This window comes from Microcystis sp. BLCC-F209 (genome assembly GCF_041928595.1).
Taxonomy (GTDB): Bacteria; Cyanobacteriota; Cyanobacteriia; order Cyanobacteriales; family Microcystaceae; genus Microcystis.
This window is the reverse complement of sequence record NZ_JBHFLL010000225.1, coordinates 1-21621: the sequence shown is the minus strand read 5'-3', so window position 1 is coordinate 21621 and position 21621 is coordinate 1. Positions and strand designations below refer to the sequence as shown.

24 protein-coding genes and 4 pseudogenes are annotated in these 21621 nt (G+C 43.4%); 17 read left to right on the top strand and 11 right to left on the bottom strand.

The genetic code is table 11. From position 1 onward, the window contains the following. Positions 1–80: 80 nt before the first annotated feature. The 3 genes from ACE1AQ_RS14700 to ACE1AQ_RS14690 are packed head-to-tail and all read right to left on the bottom strand — an operon-like array spanning position 81 to position 1960. Entirely contained in the window at positions 81–599 is a 519-nt protein-coding gene (locus ACE1AQ_RS14700) for a TolB family protein (protein WP_008201776.1), read from the bottom strand. Continuing rightward, a complete protein-coding gene (locus tag ACE1AQ_RS14695) occupies positions 596–1132 on the bottom strand; it encodes a TolB family protein (RefSeq protein WP_008201778.1) in 537 nt (178 codons plus the stop codon). Before ACE1AQ_RS14695 ends, ACE1AQ_RS14700 begins: the two co-directional genes overlap by 4 nt. A gap of 12 nt (positions 1133–1144) precedes the next feature. Next, the gene (locus ACE1AQ_RS14690; protein WP_008201781.1) at positions 1145–1960 is read right to left on the bottom strand and encodes a Ycf66 family protein; all 816 of its coding nucleotides are present in this window, start codon (positions 1958–1960) and stop codon (positions 1145–1147) included. A 708-nt stretch (positions 1961–2668) separates the two neighbouring features. On the opposite strand from ACE1AQ_RS14690, the gene ACE1AQ_RS14685 reads away from it, so the two are divergent. The 6 genes and pseudogenes from ACE1AQ_RS14685 to ACE1AQ_RS14660 all read left to right on the top strand — a co-directional run bounded on the left by ACE1AQ_RS14685 (position 2669) and on the right by ACE1AQ_RS14660 (position 9185). Next, positions 2669–4357, top strand: coding sequence for an iron uptake porin (locus tag ACE1AQ_RS14685; RefSeq protein WP_110545491.1), 1689 nt, complete (start codon positions 2669–2671; stop codon positions 4355–4357). A 156-nt stretch (positions 4358–4513) separates the two neighbouring features. After that, the gene (gene pyk, locus ACE1AQ_RS14680) at positions 4514–6289 is read left to right on the top strand and encodes a pyruvate kinase (RefSeq protein WP_110545507.1); all 1776 of its coding nucleotides are present in this window, start codon (positions 4514–4516) and stop codon (positions 6287–6289) included. A gap of 137 nt (positions 6290–6426) precedes the next feature. After that, on the top strand, positions 6427–7239 hold the full coding sequence (locus tag ACE1AQ_RS14675) for a HEAT repeat domain-containing protein (protein ID WP_008201786.1): 813 nt from the start codon (positions 6427–6429) through the stop codon (positions 7237–7239). 55 nt (positions 7240–7294) lie between these two features. Beyond that, a complete protein-coding gene (locus ACE1AQ_RS14670) occupies positions 7295–7726 on the top strand; it encodes a DUF29 domain-containing protein (protein WP_110545493.1) in 432 nt (143 codons plus the stop codon). 148 nt (positions 7727–7874) lie between these two features. Continuing rightward, positions 7875–7988, top strand: a pseudogene (locus ACE1AQ_RS14665) (DUF29 family protein); the annotation flags it as partial. Positions 7989–8096: 108 nt separating this feature from the next. Next, positions 8097–9185: a DNA methyltransferase gene (locus tag ACE1AQ_RS14660; protein ID WP_110545496.1), complete on the top strand. Its 1089-nt coding sequence runs from the start codon at positions 8097–8099 to the stop codon at positions 9183–9185. Here the strand turns inward: ACE1AQ_RS14660 and ACE1AQ_RS14655 are convergent. Both ACE1AQ_RS14655 and ACE1AQ_RS14650 read right to left on the bottom strand, forming a co-directional pair. Beyond that, positions 9151–10068 (bottom strand): hypothetical protein, encoded by a 918-nt coding sequence (locus ACE1AQ_RS14655; protein WP_110545499.1) that lies wholly within the window; start codon positions 10066–10068, stop codon positions 9151–9153. The two genes, ACE1AQ_RS14660 and ACE1AQ_RS14655, sit on opposite strands and share 35 nt — an antisense overlap. Continuing rightward, positions 10065–10328 (bottom strand): helix-turn-helix transcriptional regulator, encoded by a 264-nt coding sequence (locus ACE1AQ_RS14650; protein ID WP_002774832.1) that lies wholly within the window; start codon positions 10326–10328, stop codon positions 10065–10067. The genes ACE1AQ_RS14655 and ACE1AQ_RS14650 overlap by 4 nt, the downstream gene beginning before the upstream one ends. 208 nt (positions 10329–10536) lie before the next feature. Between ACE1AQ_RS14650 and ACE1AQ_RS14645 the strand changes: the two are divergent. From ACE1AQ_RS14645 to ACE1AQ_RS14605, 9 genes and pseudogenes are all read left to right on the top strand, one after another. Next, positions 10537–10800: pseudogene (locus tag ACE1AQ_RS14645) on the top strand (DUF29 family protein); the annotation flags it as partial. A 160-nt stretch (positions 10801–10960) separates the two neighbouring features. Continuing rightward, positions 10961–11584 carry a HEAT repeat domain-containing protein gene (locus tag ACE1AQ_RS14640; RefSeq protein ID WP_008201789.1) on the top strand — a complete coding sequence of 208 codons (624 nt, stop codon included), beginning with the start codon at positions 10961–10963 and terminating at the stop codon, positions 11582–11584. 62 nt (positions 11585–11646) lie between these two features. After that, positions 11647–12420 (top strand): ABC transporter permease, encoded by a 774-nt coding sequence (locus ACE1AQ_RS14635; RefSeq protein ID WP_008201791.1) that lies wholly within the window; start codon positions 11647–11649, stop codon positions 12418–12420. A gap of 227 nt (positions 12421–12647) precedes the next feature. Continuing rightward, positions 12648–13541, top strand: coding sequence for an ABC transporter ATP-binding protein (locus ACE1AQ_RS14630; protein WP_008201793.1), 894 nt, complete (start codon positions 12648–12650; stop codon positions 13539–13541). Positions 13542–13679: 138 nt separating this feature from the next. After that, complete coding sequence (locus tag ACE1AQ_RS14625; protein ID WP_002784577.1) at positions 13680–14159, top strand: hypothetical protein; 480 nt, start codon at positions 13680–13682, stop codon at positions 14157–14159. 400 nt (positions 14160–14559) lie between these two features. Next, a complete protein-coding gene (locus tag ACE1AQ_RS14620; RefSeq protein ID WP_106908084.1) occupies positions 14560–14841 on the top strand; it encodes a DUF2470 domain-containing protein in 282 nt (93 codons plus the stop codon). Between the two features lie 54 nt (positions 14842–14895). Beyond that, positions 14896–15114, top strand: a complete 219-nt coding sequence (locus tag ACE1AQ_RS14615; RefSeq protein WP_106908083.1) for a hypothetical protein — start codon at positions 14896–14898, stop codon at positions 15112–15114. After that, a complete protein-coding gene (locus ACE1AQ_RS14610) occupies positions 15104–15457 on the top strand; it encodes an NINE protein (RefSeq protein WP_110545502.1) in 354 nt (117 codons plus the stop codon). Before ACE1AQ_RS14615 ends, ACE1AQ_RS14610 begins: the two co-directional genes overlap by 11 nt. A 6-nt stretch (positions 15458–15463) precedes the next feature. Further along, on the top strand, positions 15464–16150 hold the full coding sequence (locus ACE1AQ_RS14605; RefSeq protein WP_008201803.1) for a helix-hairpin-helix domain-containing protein: 687 nt from the start codon (positions 15464–15466) through the stop codon (positions 16148–16150). 15 nt (positions 16151–16165) lie between these two features. On the opposite strand, the gene ACE1AQ_RS14600 is transcribed toward ACE1AQ_RS14605, so the two are convergent. Beyond that, the gene (locus ACE1AQ_RS14600) at positions 16166–16942 is read right to left on the bottom strand and encodes an SDR family oxidoreductase (protein WP_008201805.1); all 777 of its coding nucleotides are present in this window, start codon (positions 16940–16942) and stop codon (positions 16166–16168) included. 148 nt (positions 16943–17090) lie between these two features. Here ACE1AQ_RS14600 and ACE1AQ_RS14595 point away from each other — a divergent pair, with 148 nt between their 5' ends. Both ACE1AQ_RS14595 and ACE1AQ_RS14590 read left to right on the top strand, forming a co-directional pair. Beyond that, entirely contained in the window at positions 17091–17303 is a 213-nt protein-coding gene (locus ACE1AQ_RS14595; RefSeq protein ID WP_002732311.1) for a DUF2555 domain-containing protein, read from the top strand. Positions 17304–17467: 164 nt separating this feature from the next. After that, positions 17468–18466, top strand: coding sequence for an adenosine kinase (locus tag ACE1AQ_RS14590; RefSeq protein WP_110545504.1), 999 nt, complete (start codon positions 17468–17470; stop codon positions 18464–18466). Positions 18467–19007: 541 nt separating this feature from the next. Here the strand turns inward: ACE1AQ_RS14590 and ACE1AQ_RS14585 are convergent. The 5 genes and pseudogenes from ACE1AQ_RS14585 to ACE1AQ_RS14565 form a co-directional block, all read right to left on the bottom strand. Then, positions 19008–19283 (bottom strand): annotated as a pseudogene (locus ACE1AQ_RS14585) (hypothetical protein). Positions 19284–19517: 234 nt separating this feature from the next. Continuing rightward, entirely contained in the window at positions 19518–19976 is a 459-nt protein-coding gene (locus ACE1AQ_RS14580; RefSeq protein WP_002793882.1) for a hypothetical protein, read from the bottom strand. 413 nt (positions 19977–20389) lie between these two features. Next, positions 20390–20764, bottom strand: coding sequence for a DUF5615 family PIN-like protein (locus ACE1AQ_RS14575; RefSeq protein WP_072927996.1), 375 nt, complete (start codon positions 20762–20764; stop codon positions 20390–20392). Further along, complete coding sequence (locus ACE1AQ_RS14570; RefSeq protein ID WP_002790012.1) at positions 20748–20990, bottom strand: DUF433 domain-containing protein; 243 nt, start codon at positions 20988–20990, stop codon at positions 20748–20750. The genes ACE1AQ_RS14575 and ACE1AQ_RS14570 overlap by 17 nt, the downstream gene beginning before the upstream one ends. Before the next feature lie 506 nt (positions 20991–21496). After that, positions 21497–21621: pseudogene (locus ACE1AQ_RS14565) on the bottom strand (IS630 family transposase); the annotation flags it as partial.

Here is a 21621-nt window from a genome sequence, read left to right as displayed (position 1 = left end):
TAATTCTCCTGACGACCGGCTACTGACTACTGACTACTAACCCTAACAACAATTTTTGATTTTTACAAGAGGTCTAATAATCACTGATTTTCATTGACTAATACCCGTCCGGATAGATCGTAAATCATAATATCCCATTGCCCATTTTTTGCCACTTCAAAAGCCACTTTAGAACCATCGGCACTGATGATCGGATTGCGTACTTCCGCGAGCAGATCGGGAGCAATTTCCCTTCTCTGTTGAGTTTGTCGATCGTACAGATAAATCGCCGTTTTTCCCTGACGACTAGCAGTAAAAACGATATAACGACCATCTTCACTAATGGAAGGACTAGAAGCGATCTGATCGAGAGAATTTAGGCCGGGTAAAGGCAGTAAACGGCGATCAATAGCATCAAAAAGATAGATAGCTTGGGAACCATTGCGATCGGAAGCAAAAACGAGATAGCGAGAGGCAAGATAGGGAGTTAATTCACTAGCAGCACTATTTAAACTTCTCCCCCCTCGATCGAAAGGAAAAGACAGTAAACTCGGATAACCCGCACATCCAGTTAACAAACTAATTACAGCAACAAGACTAATAAAAAAATAACGTTTCACGGTTTGGGACTTTCAACGGGACTGCCATCGGCAATATCTAACTCGATATTCGGACCGCGATCAAGAACCTCCACATCCCATTGTCCCCGACGAGCGGATTCAAAGACAAGATAACGACCATCGGGACTAAGACGAGGATTTCGTAACCAACCGCGATAATTTTGACTCAATAACTCAGAGCGATCGGTAATGCGATCATATAAAGCGATGACGGGACGACCTTCAATAATCACCACATAAGCCAGATAACGCCCCGTTTGGCTTAAACTAGGGCTATCGGTAATTTCTTGACCCGTATATAATCCCCCTAGGGTCTGGTATTGTTTTGTCTGCAAATCATAGAGCAGCATCTGATTACTACCGCGACGATTAGACAGCAAAGCCAGCCAACGACCATCACCGCTCAGGGCAGGTTTTTCGTCATTATAGCGACTATTTAGGGTTCCTGTAGAGAAACCGGGGTTATTGAGATTACAACCGCCTATAACCCCTAAAAACCAGCAGATAAACAGCAAAAAGGGAGCTTTGGTCATCGGACCTACTCCTTAATAATCAAACCTAGTCTGATTATCATTGCTCGACTCCCGTTCACTATTATCTGGTCTCTCCCAATCTTCTTGATCGCCAGCATCCCTAGGATCGATCGGTTGATAATCGACGTATTCCCCTTTAAATGGCGGATCATCGGCAATTATTGGGCGAGTACGGCGTTTTTGGCTAGTGCGGGGCGGTTTACTGCTCGTCTCTTCACTAGCGGGACGACGACGTGGACGGGGACTGGTTTCTTCCCAATCATCACCGCTAGGGCGCTGATCATAAACCTCTCGATCGCTAGTGGGGGAACTATTGCGGGGACGACGATTAGCCGTTTTGCGACTGCCGGTATCGGCCGGCCGACGGGTGCGGGTGCTGCGGGGTTCCTCGTCCTGATAACTAGAAGTACGGGAAGAGCGGGGATCATCGTAACCGCGTAAACGGGGATTATCTTCGTAACGTTCCTCCGGTTCGTAGGTGTCGAGGGGTTCCAATTCGGCCCGATATTCCCGACTCACAGGACGTTCATCGACAAAAGACGTGCCGCGGCGGGCCTGTTCCGTGGTTAAACCCCTTAATTTTACCGTCTCGAAGGCAAAAAAAACCGCTGCTCCAGTCAGCAAAAATTGTCCGAATTGCAAAATCGGATCCAGTCGCCACCCTTGAAAAAGTAGAATTAAACCGCACAGTAACCCAACGGCGGCAAAAAATATATCATGATCGCGGGAAAGTTCCGGCCGCACCGAGCGCAGGAAGTATAACCCGGCTCCGGCTACTGCCAGAAAAATTCCTAAGATACTGGCCGAATTCAGCCCAAAATTGACCATCTTTATCTCCCTTCTCGGTGCTTAAATTCAAGAATCGAGTCTTTATCTATAGCGGTTAGCCATTAGCCGTCAGCTTTCGGCAGCAATCTTGCTGTTTTTAACTTCTAGAGTCGAGCTATATTCTAACCCCGAAGTCTAGCACTATATCTATCATCCTCGATTCTAACTTACTCGATCGAGCCTAGTTCACACAACTATTGTTAGGGAAGTGGGGAAGTGGGGAGACCACTTCGTGCGCGTTGCGGGGGGAAGTGGGGAGATTTTATCAGTGAACAGTGAACAGTAAACAGTGAACTGAAAACTCACATCTGATAACTGATAACTGATAACTGATAAGGCTGACATCTTAACAAAATCTTTAGAAATTACCCATTGACAGGATTGACTAAATGTGTTATATGGGTTTCGGGCATTTTAATATGATTTCTTGCTTGAGGGCTTTTGAGCGATCGCTATTGTTGGGAAGTTAATCGCCAAAAGTCTGAAACGACCAACTTTGGGTGATGCACGTCATCGGGGACTTGTAAAGTGCGTAAGTCCTAATCTTACATAAGATTAGACAGAAATTTTTCTGTCATATCATAAAATTAACTTAACCTAGCCAAGAGGGAATTAGCATAGAATGTGAGTATAATTCAGGCTAAGTAGATAGTCTGTTTGTATTCATAGTCCATTCAATCCATAAAATTAAGGTGTGAGGATTGACCCATGTCAAAACTATTCAAGAATTTAACAAAGGTAACTCCTTTAGTATTGGGTGTTTCCCTGGCCGCTGCAGGTGGTGCCGTAGCTCAAACTTCCGGTACACCTCAACTCAAAGTTGATCCAGTAGCGCAACAACAACTCGATCGCATTCAACGAGCCCAAAGTAGTCAGCAGATCAATACAGGTGTCTATCAGGGTTCCATGTCTCAGGTGACTAGCGTTAACCAACTGCGGGACGTATCCCCCACCGCTTGGGCCTACGAAGCCTTAAGAAGTCTTGTAGAACGTTACGGTTGTATCGTTGGTTATCCCGACCGTACCTTCCGCGGTGATCGGGCCACGACTCGTTGGGAATTTGCCGCCGGTTTAAACGCTTGTTTAAACGTCATGGAACGTTTAATTCAAGATGGTATCGCTGTACTCAGAGAAGACATCGATAAATTAAAACGTCTTGTTAAAGAATTTGAAACCGAACTAGCGGCTTTAGGGGCTAGAGTAGATAACCTGGAACAGCGGGTTTCTTTCTTGGAAAATAATCAATTTTCTACCACCACCAAACTCAGAGGTGAGGTAATCTTCAGTGTCGCCGATAGCTTCGGTGGTCAGGCTCTCCTTAGAAATACCGACGGTACGGTGACTAGAGGCACCAATCAAGATCAGAGCCAAACAGTATTTAATAACCGGGTTCGTCTCAACTTTGAAACCAGCTTCACCGGTAAAGATTTGTTAAGAACCCGTTTACAAGCAGGTAACTTTAACACCACTTTCAACCAAAACGGTCCGACGAGAACCAACATGACCCGTCTAGCATACGATAATGGCCGGGACAACGATGTCACCATCGATGACTTGTTCTACCGCGCTCCCATCGATACTCCCTTCGGTAAAATCACCGTTTGGGTTGGTGCTAACGAGTTAAACCTAGATGACGTTTTCATCACTACTAACCCCTTCCTCGCCGATAGCGGTACAGGTGCTTTATCTCGCGGTCAACGCTACAATAACATCGTCTTCCGCGGTCCCGATGGTGTTGGTGCGGCGGTCAGATTTAATATCGGGGATGTTTTCCAAGTCACAGGAACCTATCTAGCTAGTGGTGGCACTAATGGAGCCAGCAATCCTAACCCTGGTAGCGGTTTATTTAACGGTTCCTACAGTGCTGGCGCTCAGGTTGGTTTCTCCTTCATCAAATTTGCCGATATTAACTTCGTCTATGTTCGCAGTTATCAAACTGCGGATAGTATGAGTTCTGGTTTATTCGGTAACGTCAGCAGCCCTCTGACTGAGCGTCCCTTCGGTAACGTTGCTACTGTAGCCGACCGTTTCGGTCTTCAAGCGAGCGCCCAGGTTATCCCTGGAGTCTTAAATCTAGGGGCATGGGGGGGTTATGCCAATGCCTCGGCCACGGGAGTTAATGCTGCGATCGGAGACAATAACACTGGTATCTGGTCTTGGAACCTGAATCTTTCCGTCCTCGACCTCTTTGCCGAAGGTGCGGCCTTCTCTTTAGGTGGTGGTCAAGTACCCCGTTCCGATAAAGAAAGCAGAACCTCTTACATGGTAGAAGCCCAGTATAAGTTCCCAGTCACCAAAAACATCCTGATTACTCCCGGTGCCTATGCGGTCTTCAACGGTAACAACGAAGGTAACGCCATTTTGGTGGGTGTCATCCGGACAACTTTCCGTTTCTAAGCTGAGTTGACGGACTCGATCAATAAGAACGGTGGGATTTGTAGATCTCACCGTTTTTTTACTTTTAACTTTTCACTGGATATAGCCATTTATGAGAAGATGATCGGAGCGTCCCAAACGCTGCTATATTTACTTCGCCTATTTAGTTGCTTATCTATGCACTCTCTGTCTTTCCCCCGTCGCACTAAAATTGTGGCCACGATTGGCCCGGCCTCGCAAAATAAGGAAACATTACGTCAGATGATCAAGGCGGGGGCGACAACATTTAGATTAAACTTTTCCCATGGCGATCACGATTACCATCGTCACAGCATTAATCTGATCCGTCAGTTAGCCTTTGAACTCAATCAACCGATTGGCATCCTTCAGGATCTGCAGGGACCAAAAATTCGTTTAGGTAAATTTGCCTGTGGGTCGATTACCCTGAAACCGGGGGAACCCTTTATCCTTACTTCTAGGGATGTGGAATGTAATCAGGACATAAGTTCCATTAGCTATCCCTCGCTCGCCCAAGAAGTCCCAGAAGGTTCGAGAATTCTCCTCGATGATGGTAAAGTCGAAATGCGGGTGGAATCAGTGGATCGTTTGAAAGGTGATCTTTCCTGTCGCGTAGTGGTTGGGGGTGTCTTATCCAGTAATAAAGGGGTAAATTTTCCCAACGTTTATCTGTCGGTAAAAGCGTTAACCGATAAGGACAAAAAAGATTTAATGTTCGGACTGCTGTGGGATGTGGATTGGATCGCCCTCAGTTTTGTGCGTAATCCCCAAGATATACTCGAAATTAAAGAATTAATCGCCAGCGCGGGTAAATCTATCCCCGTGATCGCTAAAATTGAAAAACACGAAGCGATCGAGGAAATGGAGGCAATTTTATCCCTCTGTGATGGTGTTATGGTGGCCAGGGGAGATTTAGGAGTAGAATTACCAGCCGAAGACGTGCCAATCCTGCAAAAACGCCTGATTAATACCGCTAATCAGCTAGGCATCCCGATTATCACCGCCACTCAAATGCTTGACAGTATGGCCAGTAATCCTCGTCCCACCCGCGCCGAGGTTTCTGACGTAGCTAATGCGATTTTAGATGGCACTGATGCGGTCATGCTTTCCAATGAAACGGCTGTGGGTCATTATCCCATCGAAGCAGTGGCAACCATGGCCCGCATTGCCGAAAGGATCGAACGGGAACAGATCAATAGTGCCGCTCGCTCTAACAATAAACAATCGATTCCCAATGCTATTTCCTCGGCAGTCAGTCAAATTGCCGAACAATTGGGGGCAGCGGCAATTATTACCCTAACCAAAACTGGCTCTACTGCCCGTAATGTCTCCCGATTTCGCCCCAAAACCCCGATTTTAGCCGTTACTCCCCATCGGGAAGTGGCACAGCAGTTACAGCTAGTTTGGGGCGTAAAACCGATGTTATTGCTCGATTTACCCTCCACCAGCCAAACTTTTCAAGTGGCGATGAATCTTGCCCAGGAAAATAACCTCCTCGCAGATGGTGATTTAGTGGTGATGACGGCGGGAACTCTGCAAGGGGTGGCCGGTTCCACGGATTTAATTAAGGTGGAAGTGGTAAAATCCCTTTTGGGCAAGGGTACAGGTATCGGCCAGGGTGTGGCCAGTGGCCGGGCGCGAGTGGCCCATAATGCCCGGGAAGTGGGTAGTTTTAGTAACGGGGAGATTTTAGTCGTTCCCACCACCAGTGCCGAATATGTGGATATGATGCGGAAAGCTGGCGGAATTATCACCGAAGATACCGCGATGAACAATCACGCCGCTACTATCGGTTTAAAATTGGGTATTCCTGTGATTGTCGGGGTTAAAAATGCCACGAAAATTATCCGCGAAGGGGTGATCATTAGTCTCGATGCTCAACGGGGTTTGATTTATTCCGGTATTGGCAAGGGTGCGGCAACTATGAAAAACTGAGTCGGTTATCAGTATTCTCCGAGTCAGTATTCAGGAGTCAGGAGATTATTTTTATTTATTCTCCCCACTCCCTGCTCCCCACTTCATAATTCATAATTCATAATTCATAATTCCCCAACACCCATTTTCACTTGTCTATGAGCGATTCTTACTCTCCTCCAGTCGATAATCCGGCCTATACTGTTGAACAAGCGATCGCTAATATCCAGCAAAGAGAAGACCTAGGCGCGCGTTATTATGCCGCTTGGTGGTTGGGTAGATTTCGTGTTCGTCAACCAGAGGCGATTTCGGCGTTAATTGCCGCTTTAGAGGACGAAAGCGATCGCACTCCCGATGGCGGTTATCCCCTGCGACGCAATGCCGCCAGCGCTTTAGGGAAATTAGATGATCTCAGTTGTCTTCCCGCTTTGATTGCCTGTCTCGACTGCGAAGATTATTATGTGCGCGAATCGGCTGCCCAGGCATTGGAAATGCTTCAGGATCGAAGTGCGATCGCACCTTTAAAGAAACTATTAGAGGGTGGCATCGAAGGGGCTGTTTTAGTGGCGGGAAAACCCCATTTAGTCCAACCCTACGAGGCGATTATCGAAGCCTTGGGAACCCTGCAAGCGACGGAAGCAATTCCCCTGATTGAACCGTTTTTAAAGCATTTCGTCGAAAAAGTGCGTTATGCGGCTGCCCGCGCCCTCTATCAACTCACGACTAACCCCCACTATGGCGATATTCTGATTAATGCCTTGCAAGGGGAAGAATTACAGCTGCGTCGTTCTGCTTTAATGGATTTAGGCGCTACGGGTTATCTGCCGGCTGCCCCTGCGATCGCTAATACTTTGGCGGAAAATAGTCTGAAACTGGTTGCTCTCAAGGAACTTTTAGAAAACCATCTAAAAACTAATTCTAGGGGCGAAAATATCTCGGAAATTCTCACTTTAATGGATAGTTTATTGTAATTAATCATTGGTTATTTTGTATCTAAATTAAAACCGATGCAATCCAGAGGTTTTTATGCTAATTCAAACTGATTATGTCGGCTGGCTGAACGAGACAATCACTCTGTTAAGACAAAAAAACTTTGATAAAGTTGACTGGGAAAACTTGATCGAGGAGATAGAAAGTTTGGGCAGAAGTCAAAAACGTGAACTCCGCAACCGGTTAACCACCATCTTAGAACACTGCCTCAAACTTTGCTATACTGATTACGTTGAGGATTATCGAGGTTGGCAAGAAACTATTAGGCGCAGTCAACGGGAACTAGAAGAACTTTTGAGGGATTCTCCTAGTTTAAAACCCTACTGGGATCAAGTATTTTTAGATTGCTATGCCACGGCTTTAAAAAGCTTGCGAGATAACCCAGATTATCAATCCTTTAACCTTCCCGATGATTGTCCTTTTCCCCAAGAAATTAGTCAGATTTTACAGAAAAAAGTTTGGCGATAAAATTATCTTAAAAAGTTTGTTGGTGGGGTTAGGAGACGGTCAAATCTGAGACGATGTCCGATCAGGTTATACTTTATCTCTATGAGAAATGCTGTAAATAATTGGTTATTTTCTAGGGAAATTTAAACTCATAAAATCCAGAGGTTTTATGCTAATTCAAACCGATTATGTCGGCTGGCTGAACGAAACAATCACTCTTTTAAAACAAAAAAACTTTGATCAAGTTGACTGGGAAAACTTGATCGAGGAGATAGAAAGTTTGCTAGTCTTAGGCTAAATTTCTAGGTCATTGGTTTATGGGGTAGCCAAATATCCTAAAACAGGATAGAGTATTGATATTCATACTGTTTATAAGACGATAAAAAAATCCATGGATATACCTGAGCCTTCCCATCGTCTGCCAAGTATAAAGAAGAATAAAGCAACAAGCACTGTTGGGCGTGGCAAAACTGTCCAACTTACTGAGAAACTAGCTTTTTCAGCTTGGAATAACAGCAGTGTTAGTCTGAGTCTTGGTAATAGCATTGAACATTATGATTTTTGGGAACAACCTATAGTAATAATCTCAGACGGAGGCTACGGTCTTTTAGGATTTGAAGGTGATACATCAGATCATCTTGACCTACCTGAATGGTATGAACCTCATGTGGAAGCTTGGTCTAAGTTGGCCTTGCCAAATACAACTCTTTGGTTTTGGAACTCAGAAATTGGCTGGGCTGTGGTACATCCAATACTTGAGAAATTTGGCTGGCGATATGTTAATTGTAATATATGGAATAAAGGAAAAGGTCATATTGCAGGTAATGTCAACACAGAGAAAATAAGGCGTTTTCCAGTGGTTACAGAGGTTTGCGTCCAATACGTTAGAGAAGTCAAAATTGCTGACTTAACAATTAAAGAATGGCTCCGAAAGGAATGGTTAAGATCGGGCTTACCTTTGCGTCAAGCTAATTTAGCTTGTGGTGTTGCAGATGCGGCAACAAGAAAATATTTTGATCAAGGACATTTATGGTATTTTCCCCCACCCGAAATGTTTGAAAAATTAGTTTTCTATGCCAACGAACACGGAAACCCAGAGGGAAAACCCTATTTTTCTAAAAATGGCCAGCGTCCTTTAACAGGTAAAGAGTGGGAGAAGATGCGCTCTAAATTTAATTGCCCTCATGGTTTTACAAATGTTTGGGATCGTTCAGCTTTGCGCGATGATGAACGAATTAAGTCTAAGGATGGTAAAGCTGTTCACTTAAATCAAAAGCCACTGGATCTGATGAAATTAATTATTGCAGCTTCAAGTGAGGAACAGGATGTGGTTTGGGAACCATTTGGGGGGCTTTTCAGTGCCTCTTTAGCTGCCAATATCCTGAATCGAAAAGCTTTCGCTTGTGAAATTGACGAAACTTATTTCTATTATGGAGTCAAAAGGTTTAGTCAAGTAGTTCATCAATGTTCCCTTCTTTAATGCCAAGGTGTTCTCTTAAAGCAGATTTAATTAACTCCTCTCGACGACTAGCTAAAAGCCTGTTCCACTGTCCAACTTTCATTCCAGAGAACTGTGTTCGATAAACACGCTTTTTAAAATCCTCAATTCCTGGATGTAAAATCCTGTCCATTTTGGCAAAATTAGTGTCTAATCTATATTTGAAGCGAGTGATCAGTTCCCGCAAGAGCATTTGATACTCTTGTGTCGGCTTATAAAGCCTTCCATCATTTCCCCAAGAATTAACTATTTCTTCAGCTTGAAATAGTTCTTCGTCCGTTCCTTGAAATTTGTATCCATTAGTATTTGTTTGTTGCAAATTTGCTCTCCTTTGGCTTGTATCTTCGGGTTCTAGAACAAGGTAATCAGGAGGATTATGATAATGATCATCTCTCGCTTTAGCCACTGAAAAGCCAGAGACAACGCATACATCTAGAATCTTGGGTTTGCCATAAATTACCGCTTCCGGCAGCCAAGCTATTAGAGAAACGTAGGTTTGATCAAACTGAAAATGATTTTGACTATCTTTGAAACGGGCTGTTATTTCAGTAGCTAATGGGAACCATGCTTTTATTTCTAATCCTGGGGTAGGCTGGATGCTACCCATGAAGACAGTATCAGGAAATCCTGGATCTTGTCTTTTCCATTCACCAAACGGCGCAAATATTTCCTGCTTATTTAAAAACTCAACAGTGTTAAATTCAATCAGATTTCCCAATAGTGGTGATAGCTTTGAAATTACTTTGGCTAAATTAACTGCTGCAGCAACCGATATTGGTCTAGCAATGTCTAATAGGTCAAATCTATGTCCAGACAAATCATCTAGATATTGCGATGCCAGGCTAATAACATCTTCTGTATTCATAACCCTTCCCCACAAGATGTGGACTGACAAGCTTGCTCAACTTGCTTTAAAATTTCGCAAGGATCTACACCGATTACACGACTAACCAGAAGGAACTCAACCACATCTAATCTTCTTTCACCATTTTCGTATTTGGCAACGAAAGATTGCGGCTTTTTGATGGCTTTAGCGAGGGCTGCTTGAGTTAAATTCGCATCCTTACGAGCGGCGATCAGGCATCGACGAAAGACATGGTACTCTGGGCTAAAAATAGATTTCATCGTGCTTTAATGAGCACAGGAGTTAGCATTTCCAAGATAAACCTATTTTAGAATAATCCCAAAATGGGATTTTAGGTTCCCTAGGACCTTAGTAAACAGCATAACACCCCCAGTGTAGCGGACGGTATGGAGTCTTTGGTACAATGGCGAAGGTTACTCGCTGCTGCTGATCTGGAACGATAGAAAGTTTGGGCAGAAGTCAACACACTGCCTCAAACTTTGCTATACTGATTACGTTGAGGATTATCGAGGTTGGCAAGAAACTATTAGGCGCAGTCAACGGGAACTAGAAGAACTTTTGGGCGATTCTCCTAGTTTAAAACCCTACTGGGATCAAGTATTTTTAGATTGCTATGCCACGGCTTTAAAAAGCTTGCGAGATAACCCCGATTATCAATCCTTTAACTTTCCCAATGATTGTCCTTTTCCCCAAGAAATTAATCAGATTTTACAGAAAAAAGTTTGGCGATAAAATTATCTTTAAGAGTTTGTTGGCGGTGTTAGGAGACAGGAGTTAGGAGTCAGGAGATTATTTTTATTTATTCTTCCCACTTCATAATTTATAATTTATAATTCATAATTCATAATTCCCACACCCCAACGCCTAACCTCATCCCCTCTACTAATAACCAATGCTTCCCACCGTTGAGACTTTAATTATTGCCGTCGAAAAAGCCGACTCAGCCAATGAGTTACTAACCGCCGTGGAAAACTTAGCCGCCGCCAAAAGTGAAGCGGCAATACCCACCCTCACCGATGTGCTGAGATATAATAACCCCGGTGCCTCCGTGGCAGCCGTGGATGGTTTAATCGCCATTGGCAAAGCGGCGGTTCCCTATTTACTAGCCAACCTAGACGGTTATAATTATGGGGCGAGAGCTTGGGCAACCCGCGCCCTAGGGGGAATTGGCGATGTGCGAGGATTGGACTTATTGCTTGAGGCGGCGGTGAGTGATTTTTCCTTTAGCGTGCGGCGAGGAGCGGCTAGAGGCTTAGGAAATATAATTTGGTCTGATTTGGAGGAAAGTCGGGTTTCTGAGGCTCAGAAGGCTGTTTTTGCGGCACTGGAGAAACTTTCGCAAGGGGATCCAGAGTGGGTGGTTAGATATGCGGCGATCGTCGGATTAGAGGGATTAGGAACTGCGGCGGCGGCATTTCGCGGGGCGATTCGGGAACTTTTAGGACAGATTCGGGAGACAGAAACGGACATAGTGGTAGGATTGCGTGCCGATCAAGCTCTGGAACACTTACAATAAGCCTAAGTCGAAAGTAGGAAAACTTATTTCTCTACAGGGAGAAACAATTACACTAACATTCTATGAAATATTGGCAGGAAATTTTAGCGATCGCTCAACGAATTTTAGTAGAATTAATCCGACGCGGGCGTAGCTTAATCCTCTGGGGCATTTTCCCGATCCTTGTCCTGCTCTTAAATGGCTATATTATGGCAGAAAAAGGCAAAATTGAGCTTGCCGAGGCAATGGCTCTGGCTACTCCTCCTACCCTCGTCGGGGCGGCACTTTTCTTTAGTTGTTTAGGGGGAACCGTGGCAACGGTAGTAGCAGAAAGGGAACAACAAACGATTAAACGGTTATTTTTATCGCCTTTAAGCGGTGTTTCCTATTTTATTGGCATTTTTCTCGCCCATTGTGCGATTGCCGCCTGTCAGACAATTTTAGTTTATTCTATTGCTAAACAGTATGGAGCCACTTTTAAAGGCTCAATTCCTCTAGAATTATTAATTATTTTTCTTAGTATCACCGCCTATGTGGGTTTAGGATTTATCCTCGGTACTCAACTGGCGAAAAGAACGGAAGATGTTAATGCCTTGGTGGGAACTTTTGGTGTTCCTTTATTAATTTTAGGCGGCGTTTTTCTTCCGACTGCTTTATTCCCCGACAATATTCTATCTCTGGCTAAATATAACCCGATCTACCACATGAATGAAGCTTTAATTGCTGTTTGGGCAAAGGGCAAAAATCTACAAGATATTAGCTCTCATTTTCGCTTTCTCTGTCTTTTTGCTCTAGCTATGGTAGCAGGTGGTTGGCTTACCTATCGACAAATGTTAAACCTTGAACGCCGACTGTAAATCAGTTATCAGTTATCAGTGATCAGTTATCAGTTAGGTAGGGTGGGTTAGGCGGAGACAAATTATCAGACTTAATCATTAATTTATCTATTCGCAGTAACCCACCATCAGTTATTCAGCTTCCTATTTTTCAGTATAATTAGCCAATTTCCCTGTTATTCTTACTATTACCTAGCTGACGGATGATGGCTTAAAAAATCCTGACTATCCTCGTTACTTTATTAAAAATGCTGACTATTAGTAATGTCAAAAAAAATTACGGAAGACGCTTAGTATTAGATCAATTAAACTTTCATATTGAAGCGGGGGAAATTTACGGTTTACTCGGTCCCAATGGTGCGGGAAAAACCACCACTATTAACTTAATTTGTAATTTATTAAAACCCTCATCGGGAGAAATTACATTTAATTATTTGCCAATTTCTAGAGTTACTAAAGAATTAATTGGGGTTGCCCCACAAGAAAATTTATTGTACAAATCCCTTACTTGTGAGGAAAATCTCAACTTTTTTGCTCAGATTTATGGACTCGATCGCCCCCAGCGTCGTCATCGGATTAAAGCCAGTTTATCGGCAGTAAATTTGCTTGATCGCGCCCGTAGTCCGGTGGAAACTTTAAGCGGTGGAATGCAGCGCCGGATGAATATTGCCGTGGCTATTGTTCATCAGCCAAAATTATTAATTCTCGATGAACCAACTACTGGTTTAGACATCGAATCTCGTTATGAAATTTGGGATTTAATCGGAGAATTACGGCGACAGGGAATGACAATTTTATTAACTACTCATCTCCTCGATGAAGCACAGCGTCTCTGTCAACGTATCGGGATTTTAAAACAAGGTCGTATTATTGCCGAAGGTAATTTAAATCAGCTGCGTCAGCACATTCCTGCGAAAGAAATTATTATCATGGATACCCAGGATCAAGAAGCGGCAATAAATCGAGGTAAACAATTAGGATTTACTGCCAAATTTTACGGTAAAGATTTAGCTTTTTGGTTAGATGAACATCTAGAATTAAGCGATATTATTCGGGCATTTGACGGCATTAATATTGATTCTATCTCCCGTCAGACGGTACAGTTAGAACATATTTATATGGAAATTATGAATCAATTTTAACCCCGTTTTTGAAAATTAAGGTTGATGATCGGCATTTTTCTGGTAATTTACCTCAATTAAGTTAAATCGCCTTTTTTTACCGTCATGATCATCTATAATTTTTAGATGTGTTCTATCTATTAATTGGAGACAAAATCAATGATGAAATTAACCTCTATCACTGGGTTATTGAGTCTATCGGCGGTATTATTAAGCTCACATCTACCGGCAGCGGCGCAAAATTGTCGGCCACTTTCTTTATTAGGGGGTGAAGGTAGTGAAGTTACGAAAAGCGTCTCACAACCCACTGTTCCAGGTCCTTTCGGTGTCACGATAACTCGTAATAATTGGAATACCGATTGGGCAGTGCCGGGGGGGAGACGTTTTCAGAGGTTTATCGTTACGGTTTCTGTCCCCCGGGCTGCCTCCTTTGATATCCGGCTGTTTCTCAAGTATAGCGATCAAACTAACGAGGAATTTTTTAATACTAATGGAGTACGAATCGAACCCGATAAACCCTTAACAATTACTGCCACAGTACGGGCAAATGATCAACCTTTTTTAGTCAATCTTTTTGTCAATGGTATTCAGCACATCGGTAATACCTACACCGCTTCTGTTGTTGGTTGTGAACGATAAAATATATAGGGTGTGCTGAAAAAGTTTTGTCGGGGGCAGGGTGTGGGGTTTGAAGCTAAGAGGCATTTTAACCGCTTATCCGATTAGCTGAATCTCTCCCAATCCCTTTACTGTTGCCTCTTGTCTCATCTCAACAGGCAATTTAAATGCGCGGACAGCCCCAGACTGTACTTTCTACCCCGATTGACCTTAAGTGGGACAATTAGGTTAATGCACAATTAAGGATTTTTGTCAAGAAAATAATATTAAACTTATTATTGATGTCTGCCATGGCCACGCCCAAATTATCTGGCAATGAGCGATTAAATACGCTACCCTAACTAATATCCCCCCATTGGCCTCGATTTAGAACTGGCTTTAATCCGTCCCCACCTTATTATCGATTTTTTTCGGGAATATTATGTCTGAAACTATCACTCCCACCATTAGCGATCGCATCTGTAAACACATGAACAAAGATCACGGTGATGCCGTGCTTTTCTACGCTCAAGTTTACGGTAATATTACCGATGCAGAAACGGCTCAAATGCTCTCCATCGATCCCCAAGGCATGGATTTAGCCGTAGAAAAATTAGGGGAGAGTCAAACAATTAGAATACCTTTTGAGCGCACCCTAGAATCAGCCAAGGATGCCCATAATATCCTCGTTGAGATGCTAAAAGTTAATCAAACTACCCCTTGACAAAGCCCGATTTTGCGACTATCACCGAAAAAGACCAACCTAGAGAATTAGCCCATGAATCAGGTTAACAGTACGGGAATAAAAATACCCAAGTCTGGCTGGCGTTTACTGCCTTTTTTAGTCTTGGGTGTGCTAGTTTTTGCCTTTAATTCCTCCCTAGAATTAAATTATCTAGTCAAGGGTTATATTACTCTCTTGGAATTACAGGCAGGCATCGTGGTTTTATACTTTCTTTTGGCTAAATTAGGGAAATCTAAAAATTATGAGAAATAGAACTATAGCGGCTTTACTAGCCTTTTTTCTCGGTTATCTTGGCATCCATAAATTTTATCTAGGGGAAAATTTGGCTGGTGTTCTCTATCTACTTTTCTTCTGGACTTTTATCCCCGGCATCATTGCTTTTTTTGAATTTATTGGTTTAATCATCATGTCAGATCAAGCTTTTGATGCTAAATACAATCCTAACTATCTCGCCAACAGTACAGAGCGAAGACTGCCAGAATCAGGTCAGCAAAAAACCGCTACTTTACTCCAGCTTAAAAAGCTTTACGATCAGGGAATTATTACTGCTGAAGAATACGAAGAAAAACGCAGAAAATATTTAGATTCTCTTTAAAAAAATATGTCTAATCTCTCTCCTCGCCCTCCCGAATCTTCCGAGTGGATCTGGCTATCTTTAGTCCCAGTTTTTGGGGGGATTGCCATTGCTAATGCTGGCAAAAAAACTAATAACCAAAGTTGGTTATCCGTCGGCATTGCCTTGACAATTATCTCCCTTATTTTCCTTACACAAGAGTCTTTTATCGTAATTTGGTTTGCCCAAATCGGCCTGGGTTTATACATCCGTCAACAGCTTAATTCCCATCCAATAGCTTCGGCAAATAGAACCGATTCTAGACAGTCATCCTCTCCTCTTGAAAAAATTGATATTAACAGCTGTTCTACCAACGATCTGGTTCATAAATTAGGGCTGCCGATTGTCTATGCCAATGATATCGTTTCTGTCCGTAATGAAGGACATATTTTTACCCATTTAGAAGAATTACACTTCCTGGCTGGTTTACCGGAAAATTATCTCAAAAAACTGGAACCTTTGATTATCTTTGCCTACGATATTCGCCAAGAAGTTGACGTTTCTTGGCGTTGTTTAAATTACCACTCTGTTGAGGAATTAGTCAATCTCGGTCTTGACTTTTCCCTGGCCGATAAAATTGTCGCCGAAAGAGAAAAAAACGGTGTCTATCGTTCGGCCATCGAAGTGAGAAACCGGACAGGTATTCCCTTAAAATCCTATCAGCAATTGCTCTAATTAGCTTGATTCTAGTTATGGCTTGAATTGCTTTTCTATCAAAGACACGATCCAACTTCTAGGTAAAAAACGGGGCAGATTGACGATAATTTTATTAGCCAATTTACCTGCTACCACGTTGGGGCGTTTGTTTGCCAAGGCGGTTAAAGCCTCTTTTACTACCACTTCCGCCGAATCTAACCGGCCGTTTTTGCCCATAAAAGCCCTGGGAAATCGGGCCACCTCAAAAAAATTCGATTCCGTCGGACCGGGGCAAAGAGCGAGGATTTCAACGCCTTTGTCTTTATTTTCTGCCCAGAGAGACTCGCTAAAGCTGAGGACAAAGGCTTTTGTCGCCGCATAGACGGAAAGATAGGGCAGCGGTTGAAACCCAGCAATGGAAGCAACATTGATAATTGCCCCCCCAGCACCAGCAAGCATGGGACGGAGAAAATAGTGGCTTAATTCCACCAATACCAGATTATTTAACTGGATCATTTCTAACTGTCGGGCTAAATCCTGCTCGCTAAAAGCACCATAACCACCAAAACCGGCATTATTTACCAGTAAATCAACGTTGATTCCTTTTTGGTTCACCGTATCATATACTAGCTTTCCCGCTCCAGCAACGGTCAGATCTTGGACGATAACCGTCACTTTTACCCCGTATTGTTCCCCCAATTCCGCTGCTAATTGTTCTAGTTTATCCCTAGATCTAGCGACTAAAATTAGCTCCATTTGCCGTTGGGCAAGTTGACGGGCAAAGACGACACCGATACCGGTGGAAGCACCGGTAATGAGGGCTGTTTTCATAGAAGATCAACCAAAAATAGCTTTTTTGCTGGAATTGTACCACAATTACCCTTCCATTTACAGTTCTTAACTTGGCGGTCAAGGCATTTTTTCAACTCAGAATATATGTTAGGCTAGAAATAGAACAAAGGTCGAGGGAGGTGCAGAAATGACAGTTATAAGCTTCACTGATCAAGATATTGCCAAATATACCGCCGCTGATATTGCTTCTTTGGCCGAACGACTAGAAAAAGATGAGTATAGTAACCCCTTCGAGGCTTTGCGGGATTGGCACCTGTTGCGAGCGATCGCTTTTCAAAGGCAGGAATTAGCCGAACCTTATCTTTATCTGTTGGATCTAGAAGCCTACGATGAGGCTTAAAGTGGCTTCGTTAAACAAAACTTAACACAAATTACTGGGGGTGTGAGACTAGCACACCCATTATTTTTGATTATGGTATTCTCTGGCTGAAAAAAGCCCCTAGCTTTTTGCTCCTTATTTCCCTACTATCAATAACAAAGTATTTTTAGGCGATCGACTAAATTATGGGCAAACAATACAACGTTTATGGGATCGGTAACGCGCTCGTCGATATGGAATTTCAAGTCTCTCCTGAATTACTGCAAGAATTAGGCATCGATAAAGGAGTGATGACGCTGGTGGACGAAAATCGTCAAACCCAGTTGATGGAAAAATTGGCTCTTGATTGTAAACGCAGCGGTGGCGGATCGGCGGCGAATACCCTAGTAGCGATCGCTCAGTTGGGAGGTAAAGGTTTCTATTCCTGTAAAGTGGGCAATGACGAATTAGGTAAGTTTTATCTACAAGATCTGCGGGCCTGTGGTTTGCATACCAATGAACACGGCGGCGAAAAAGAGGTGGGAATCACGGGAAAATGTCTAGTTTTTGTGACTCCCGATGCCGATCGCACCATGAATACTTTTCTCGGCATCACTGGGGAAATTTCCGAACGGGAATTAGTACCTTCAGCGATCGCTAATGCCGATTATCTCTATCTCGAAGGTTATCTCGTCACCTCTCCCACTGCCAAAGCTGCCGCTATTAAAGGGCGAGAAATTGCTCAGGCTGCTGGAGTGAAAACCGCTTTATCCCTGTCGGATCCCAATATGGCGATCTTCTTCCGGGAGGGATTACTGGAAATGATCGGAACGGGGTTAGATTTAGTTTTCGCTAATGAGTCGGAAGCTTTGACTATTTCCGGCAGCGAGGAAATTGAGTCAGCGATCGCCTATTTTAAAACCATTGCCAAAGGATTCGCTATCACCCGGGGTGCCAGTGGTTCTTTGATCTATGATGGCGAAAATCTCCTGGAAATTGACCCCCATCCCGTACAGGCGATCGATACCGTCGGCGCGGGGGATATGTATGCAGGTGCTTTTCTCTACGGCATTACCCACGGTATGGGTTACAAAGGAGCGGGAAATCTCGCTTCTCTAGCGGCTGCCCGGGTAGTTTCTACTTTTGGGGCGCGTTTACAAACCGAGGAAATTCAATCCCTGCGCGATTTGATCGTTTTGGGATAGGTTTTGTCAGTGATCAGCTTTCAGTCATCGGGAGTTAGGTTTTTTCTCTCTGCTCCCTGCTCATAGACAGTCTTAACGAGTAATTTAGATAGGGTTTGCTGAATAAATTTGAAATGTAGGCAAAGTAAGGGTTTTGGGGCTTTTCTCGCGAAACAGGTGCCAGATTTTGAGAGAATCGTCGTTCAAAACCTTGCGTCTTCATCGGCCCGCGTCCTGTAGGGGCGAAGCATTCGGGCAATAACCTATCGGTGAAAACGTAGATTTTCTATCCGAATGCTTCGCCCGTACTTATTCAGCAGACCCTAGATAGTCATACTAAATCCTGTTTAAAAGTTATAGGAGAGTGGGGAGAAGGGAGCGGGTTTTTTTAAGTGGGATTGGGGGTTAATCATGGTATTAAAAACCGATTCAGTATAACGGTAAAGTTAGACCGTCTTCACCGATAACTTTGGCTGAGTCATAGCGCCTCAATTGTAACGCGCCCACCTTCCACTGCCTCAATCTGAAGTTTAAAGCCATACAAAAGACCCATCCCCACACATCATACGGGCTTTCTCTGGCTGCGACTGCCAAAACGGAAGACGGCTCTATGTCCAATCCGAATCAGCCAAGGTTGAGCATCAGGGACACGCTCCTAGAGATGATCGGTAGCAGTAATCGTATCGTCGGCAAGCTCAAACGCTCCAGTTTCGATGTCGATCGCCACAATTCTCCCCTGATTTCCCTCCTCCACTTGAGAACGTACCTGAGATTCATAAATCTCATTACCACGTCGAGCGAATTCTTCTTTGCTGTAGCGGGGTTGTCGAACTGTCATTGGCTTGACCCTGTGGCAACTTTTGCCCTCTATTTTAACCCAAACATTGGGAATCTTCGCTAACATTCCCCAACTGAGCCCACAAGAGCGGCATCGCACTTTAACCCACAGCTTCAATCAATGGGCATGGTGCGTTCCCCAAAATCGATCGCTGGAGCAGTGGGACTTGCATTAGGGAACGCACCCTACCAGATCGGCGACTATGTACAAGAAACAGTGCGATATGATCGCTCTTTAGTCAATTTCTCTTACAATCTGCTGTTGAATTAATTTTAGCAAGGATTTTCGGGATTTTTCAATACATACTCTTCTATTTTGACCCCGTTCAAAGCTATCACTGGAAAATAAATGGTTAGACATTTTCCGATAACTACCGCTCCATCTACCATCTTCGAGATTCCTATAGCTTAATTCATAAATAATATAGTCTCCTGCATAATATTGTGTATATGATTGCATCATTATTCTTTCCCCATCGGGGGTAATCAAGGCAATATTACATAAGCCGGGACGCTGTTGTCTTTGTGATAATGCCTCTGATCTTTGTTTTAATTTTTGGTTGAAAGTCTCCTCTTTCTCTTTTCTCTCTCTTTGAGCATCAAGTGATCCTGCTATTGAAGATATAACATCTGGTATTTTCCCAACAGCCATGTTACCTAAAGTCCCGATTAATGAACCGATCAATTCATTCATTTGGTCAAATCCTTAATTCTTTAAAACAAATTTCCGTCTAACCACATATTGTACGGAAACTTTCTGCATAACACTCTCCAGAGTAACGATATGGGTCAACTTTCGGTATATCACTTCATTTAGGTGCGATTGCCAGAACTTTTTCCCATATCACGCCCAAAAGCGTGTTAGCCAGATTAGCATATTGCCAAAAACCTTGTTTAACTAAATTCCTGACAATTAGGCTCATTCTAGCGATGATTCTTCGATCTGACCGCACCCCTTGACAAAAATTTACAATTATTAGACCTTTAGCGATCGCTATCGGCAGATAGTTGTTTTTTGTTAGAGCAGTGGGGAGAAGGGAGCGGGTTTTTCAAGTTGGATTGGGGGTTAATCATGGTATTAAAAACCGATTCAGTATAACGTTTCCGTTAGACATCAGACACTAATGGTAAACGACGAATACGAATACGGCTTGGCTCAACCGTAATGGCTGATCCTTGTTCTAAATCCTCCTCGCACTCAGCGATTACTGTCAACAAAAGATTCGTAAGTGCTTGGGCGCGTAATCTTTCAACCCGAATGCGAATGACTGAAGGAGTATTCGCCACATCAAGTGCCAGCAATGTATGGAAATCCGCATCGAGAGTAGCAACAACCCGTCCCTCGTCTCTAGCCCTTTGGATAATGTCTGAGTCTTCAGCTTCAGACATCCCTATTTCACCAACATGAATAGTGTCGATCCCAGCATCACATAATAAAGTTGCCGCAGAAAGCGGTAGTCCCTGATCAAGCAACAGCTTCATAGCGATTAGGAAGTTCAATGATGCGATCATCCAAGTAGGAAGAGGCAAAAATTAGGGCTTGTCGAATATCTTCATCCTCCAGTTCCGGAAACTCTTGATGTAATTCTGCTCGATCGGGATAAGTTGCCAGTAGCTCAATCACTCGACGAACCGTAAGGCGAAGATTACGAATGCAGGGTTGCCCATTCATACGGTTTGGATGGCTCGTAATACGATCTAGTTTCATTAGAGTAATTCTATCGCTTCATGATCATTTTAACCTTTAGCGGGGTAAGCAATGCCTGAAAAACATCCTCCACATATCCATTCTCCGTCATCAGATAAACCGTCACCCATACTATCCTTATATCACGTCCAAAAGCCTGTTAGCCAGATTAGCCCACACCACACTTAAACCCACAACTTCAATCAATGTGCATGGTGCGTTCCCCAAAATCGATTAGTGGAGCAGTGGGAGCCACATTAGGGAACGCACCCTACCAGATCGGCGATCGCACTTAAACCCACAACTTCAATCCATGGGCGTGGTGCGTTCCCCAAAATTGATCGCTGGAGCAGTAGGACTTGCATTAGGGAACGCACCCTACAAGATCGGCGATCACTATATTATTGTCCTTGAGTAAAAAATGCAAGTTGTAGCCGTGCAAAGTATACATATTATACGAAAACTTTCGGTATATCATTCCATTTAAGAGCGATCGCCAGAAGTTTTCTCTATAAGCTTTTACGCATTTAAGTTACATTGACAGCATTACCCTTATTTTTAAGTTTTCTACTCCATTTAATAATCAATCCCCCTTCATTTAAAAGCTGATTGACTACTTTTTCCAGTTCTTCTTTATTTTCAAATTCTCGAT

Bases quoted from the DNA above. Each gene is read 5' to 3' on its own strand.
- ACE1AQ_RS14695 (WP_008201778.1), bottom strand. From the start codon at position 1,132: ATGACCAAAGCTCCCTTTTTGCTGTTTATCTGCTGGTTTTTAGGGGTT.
- ACE1AQ_RS14690 (WP_008201781.1), bottom strand. From the start codon at position 1,960: ATGGTCAATTTTGGGCTGAATTCGGCCAGTATCTTAGGAATTTTTCTG.
- ACE1AQ_RS14685 (WP_110545491.1), top strand. From the start codon at position 2,669: ATGTCAAAACTATTCAAGAATTTAACAAAGGTAACTCCTTTAGTATTG.
- pyk (WP_110545507.1), top strand. From the start codon at position 4,514: ATGCACTCTCTGTCTTTCCCCCGTCGCACTAAAATTGTGGCCACGATT.
- ACE1AQ_RS14675 (WP_008201786.1), top strand. From the start codon at position 6,427: ATGAGCGATTCTTACTCTCCTCCAGTCGATAATCCGGCCTATACTGTT.
- ACE1AQ_RS14670 (WP_110545493.1), top strand. From the start codon at position 7,295: ATGCTAATTCAAACTGATTATGTCGGCTGGCTGAACGAGACAATCACT.
- ACE1AQ_RS14660 (WP_110545496.1), top strand. From the start codon at position 8,097: ATGGATATACCTGAGCCTTCCCATCGTCTGCCAAGTATAAAGAAGAAT.
- ACE1AQ_RS14655 (WP_110545499.1), bottom strand. From the start codon at position 10,068: ATGAATACAGAAGATGTTATTAGCCTGGCATCGCAATATCTAGATGAT.
- ACE1AQ_RS14650 (WP_002774832.1), bottom strand. From the start codon at position 10,328: ATGAAATCTATTTTTAGCCCAGAGTACCATGTCTTTCGTCGATGCCTG.
- ACE1AQ_RS14640 (WP_008201789.1), top strand. From the start codon at position 10,961: ATGCTTCCCACCGTTGAGACTTTAATTATTGCCGTCGAAAAAGCCGAC.
- ACE1AQ_RS14635 (WP_008201791.1), top strand. From the start codon at position 11,647: ATGAAATATTGGCAGGAAATTTTAGCGATCGCTCAACGAATTTTAGTA.
- ACE1AQ_RS14630 (WP_008201793.1), top strand. From the start codon at position 12,648: ATGCTGACTATTAGTAATGTCAAAAAAAATTACGGAAGACGCTTAGTA.
- ACE1AQ_RS14625 (WP_002784577.1), top strand. From the start codon at position 13,680: ATGATGAAATTAACCTCTATCACTGGGTTATTGAGTCTATCGGCGGTA.
- ACE1AQ_RS14620 (WP_106908084.1), top strand. From the start codon at position 14,560: ATGTCTGAAACTATCACTCCCACCATTAGCGATCGCATCTGTAAACAC.
- ACE1AQ_RS14615 (WP_106908083.1), top strand. From the start codon at position 14,896: ATGAATCAGGTTAACAGTACGGGAATAAAAATACCCAAGTCTGGCTGG.
- ACE1AQ_RS14610 (WP_110545502.1), top strand. From the start codon at position 15,104: ATGAGAAATAGAACTATAGCGGCTTTACTAGCCTTTTTTCTCGGTTAT.
- ACE1AQ_RS14605 (WP_008201803.1), top strand. From the start codon at position 15,464: ATGTCTAATCTCTCTCCTCGCCCTCCCGAATCTTCCGAGTGGATCTGG.
- ACE1AQ_RS14600 (WP_008201805.1), bottom strand. From the start codon at position 16,942: ATGAAAACAGCCCTCATTACCGGTGCTTCCACCGGTATCGGTGTCGTC.
- ACE1AQ_RS14595 (WP_002732311.1), top strand. From the start codon at position 17,091: ATGACAGTTATAAGCTTCACTGATCAAGATATTGCCAAATATACCGCC.
- ACE1AQ_RS14590 (WP_110545504.1), top strand. From the start codon at position 17,468: ATGGGCAAACAATACAACGTTTATGGGATCGGTAACGCGCTCGTCGAT.
- ACE1AQ_RS14580 (WP_002793882.1), bottom strand. From the start codon at position 19,976: ATGAATGAATTGATCGGTTCATTAATCGGGACTTTAGGTAACATGGCT.
- ACE1AQ_RS14575 (WP_072927996.1), bottom strand. From the start codon at position 20,764: ATGAAGCTGTTGCTTGATCAGGGACTACCGCTTTCTGCGGCAACTTTA.
- ACE1AQ_RS14570 (WP_002790012.1), bottom strand. From the start codon at position 20,990: ATGAAACTAGATCGTATTACGAGCCATCCAAACCGTATGAATGGGCAA.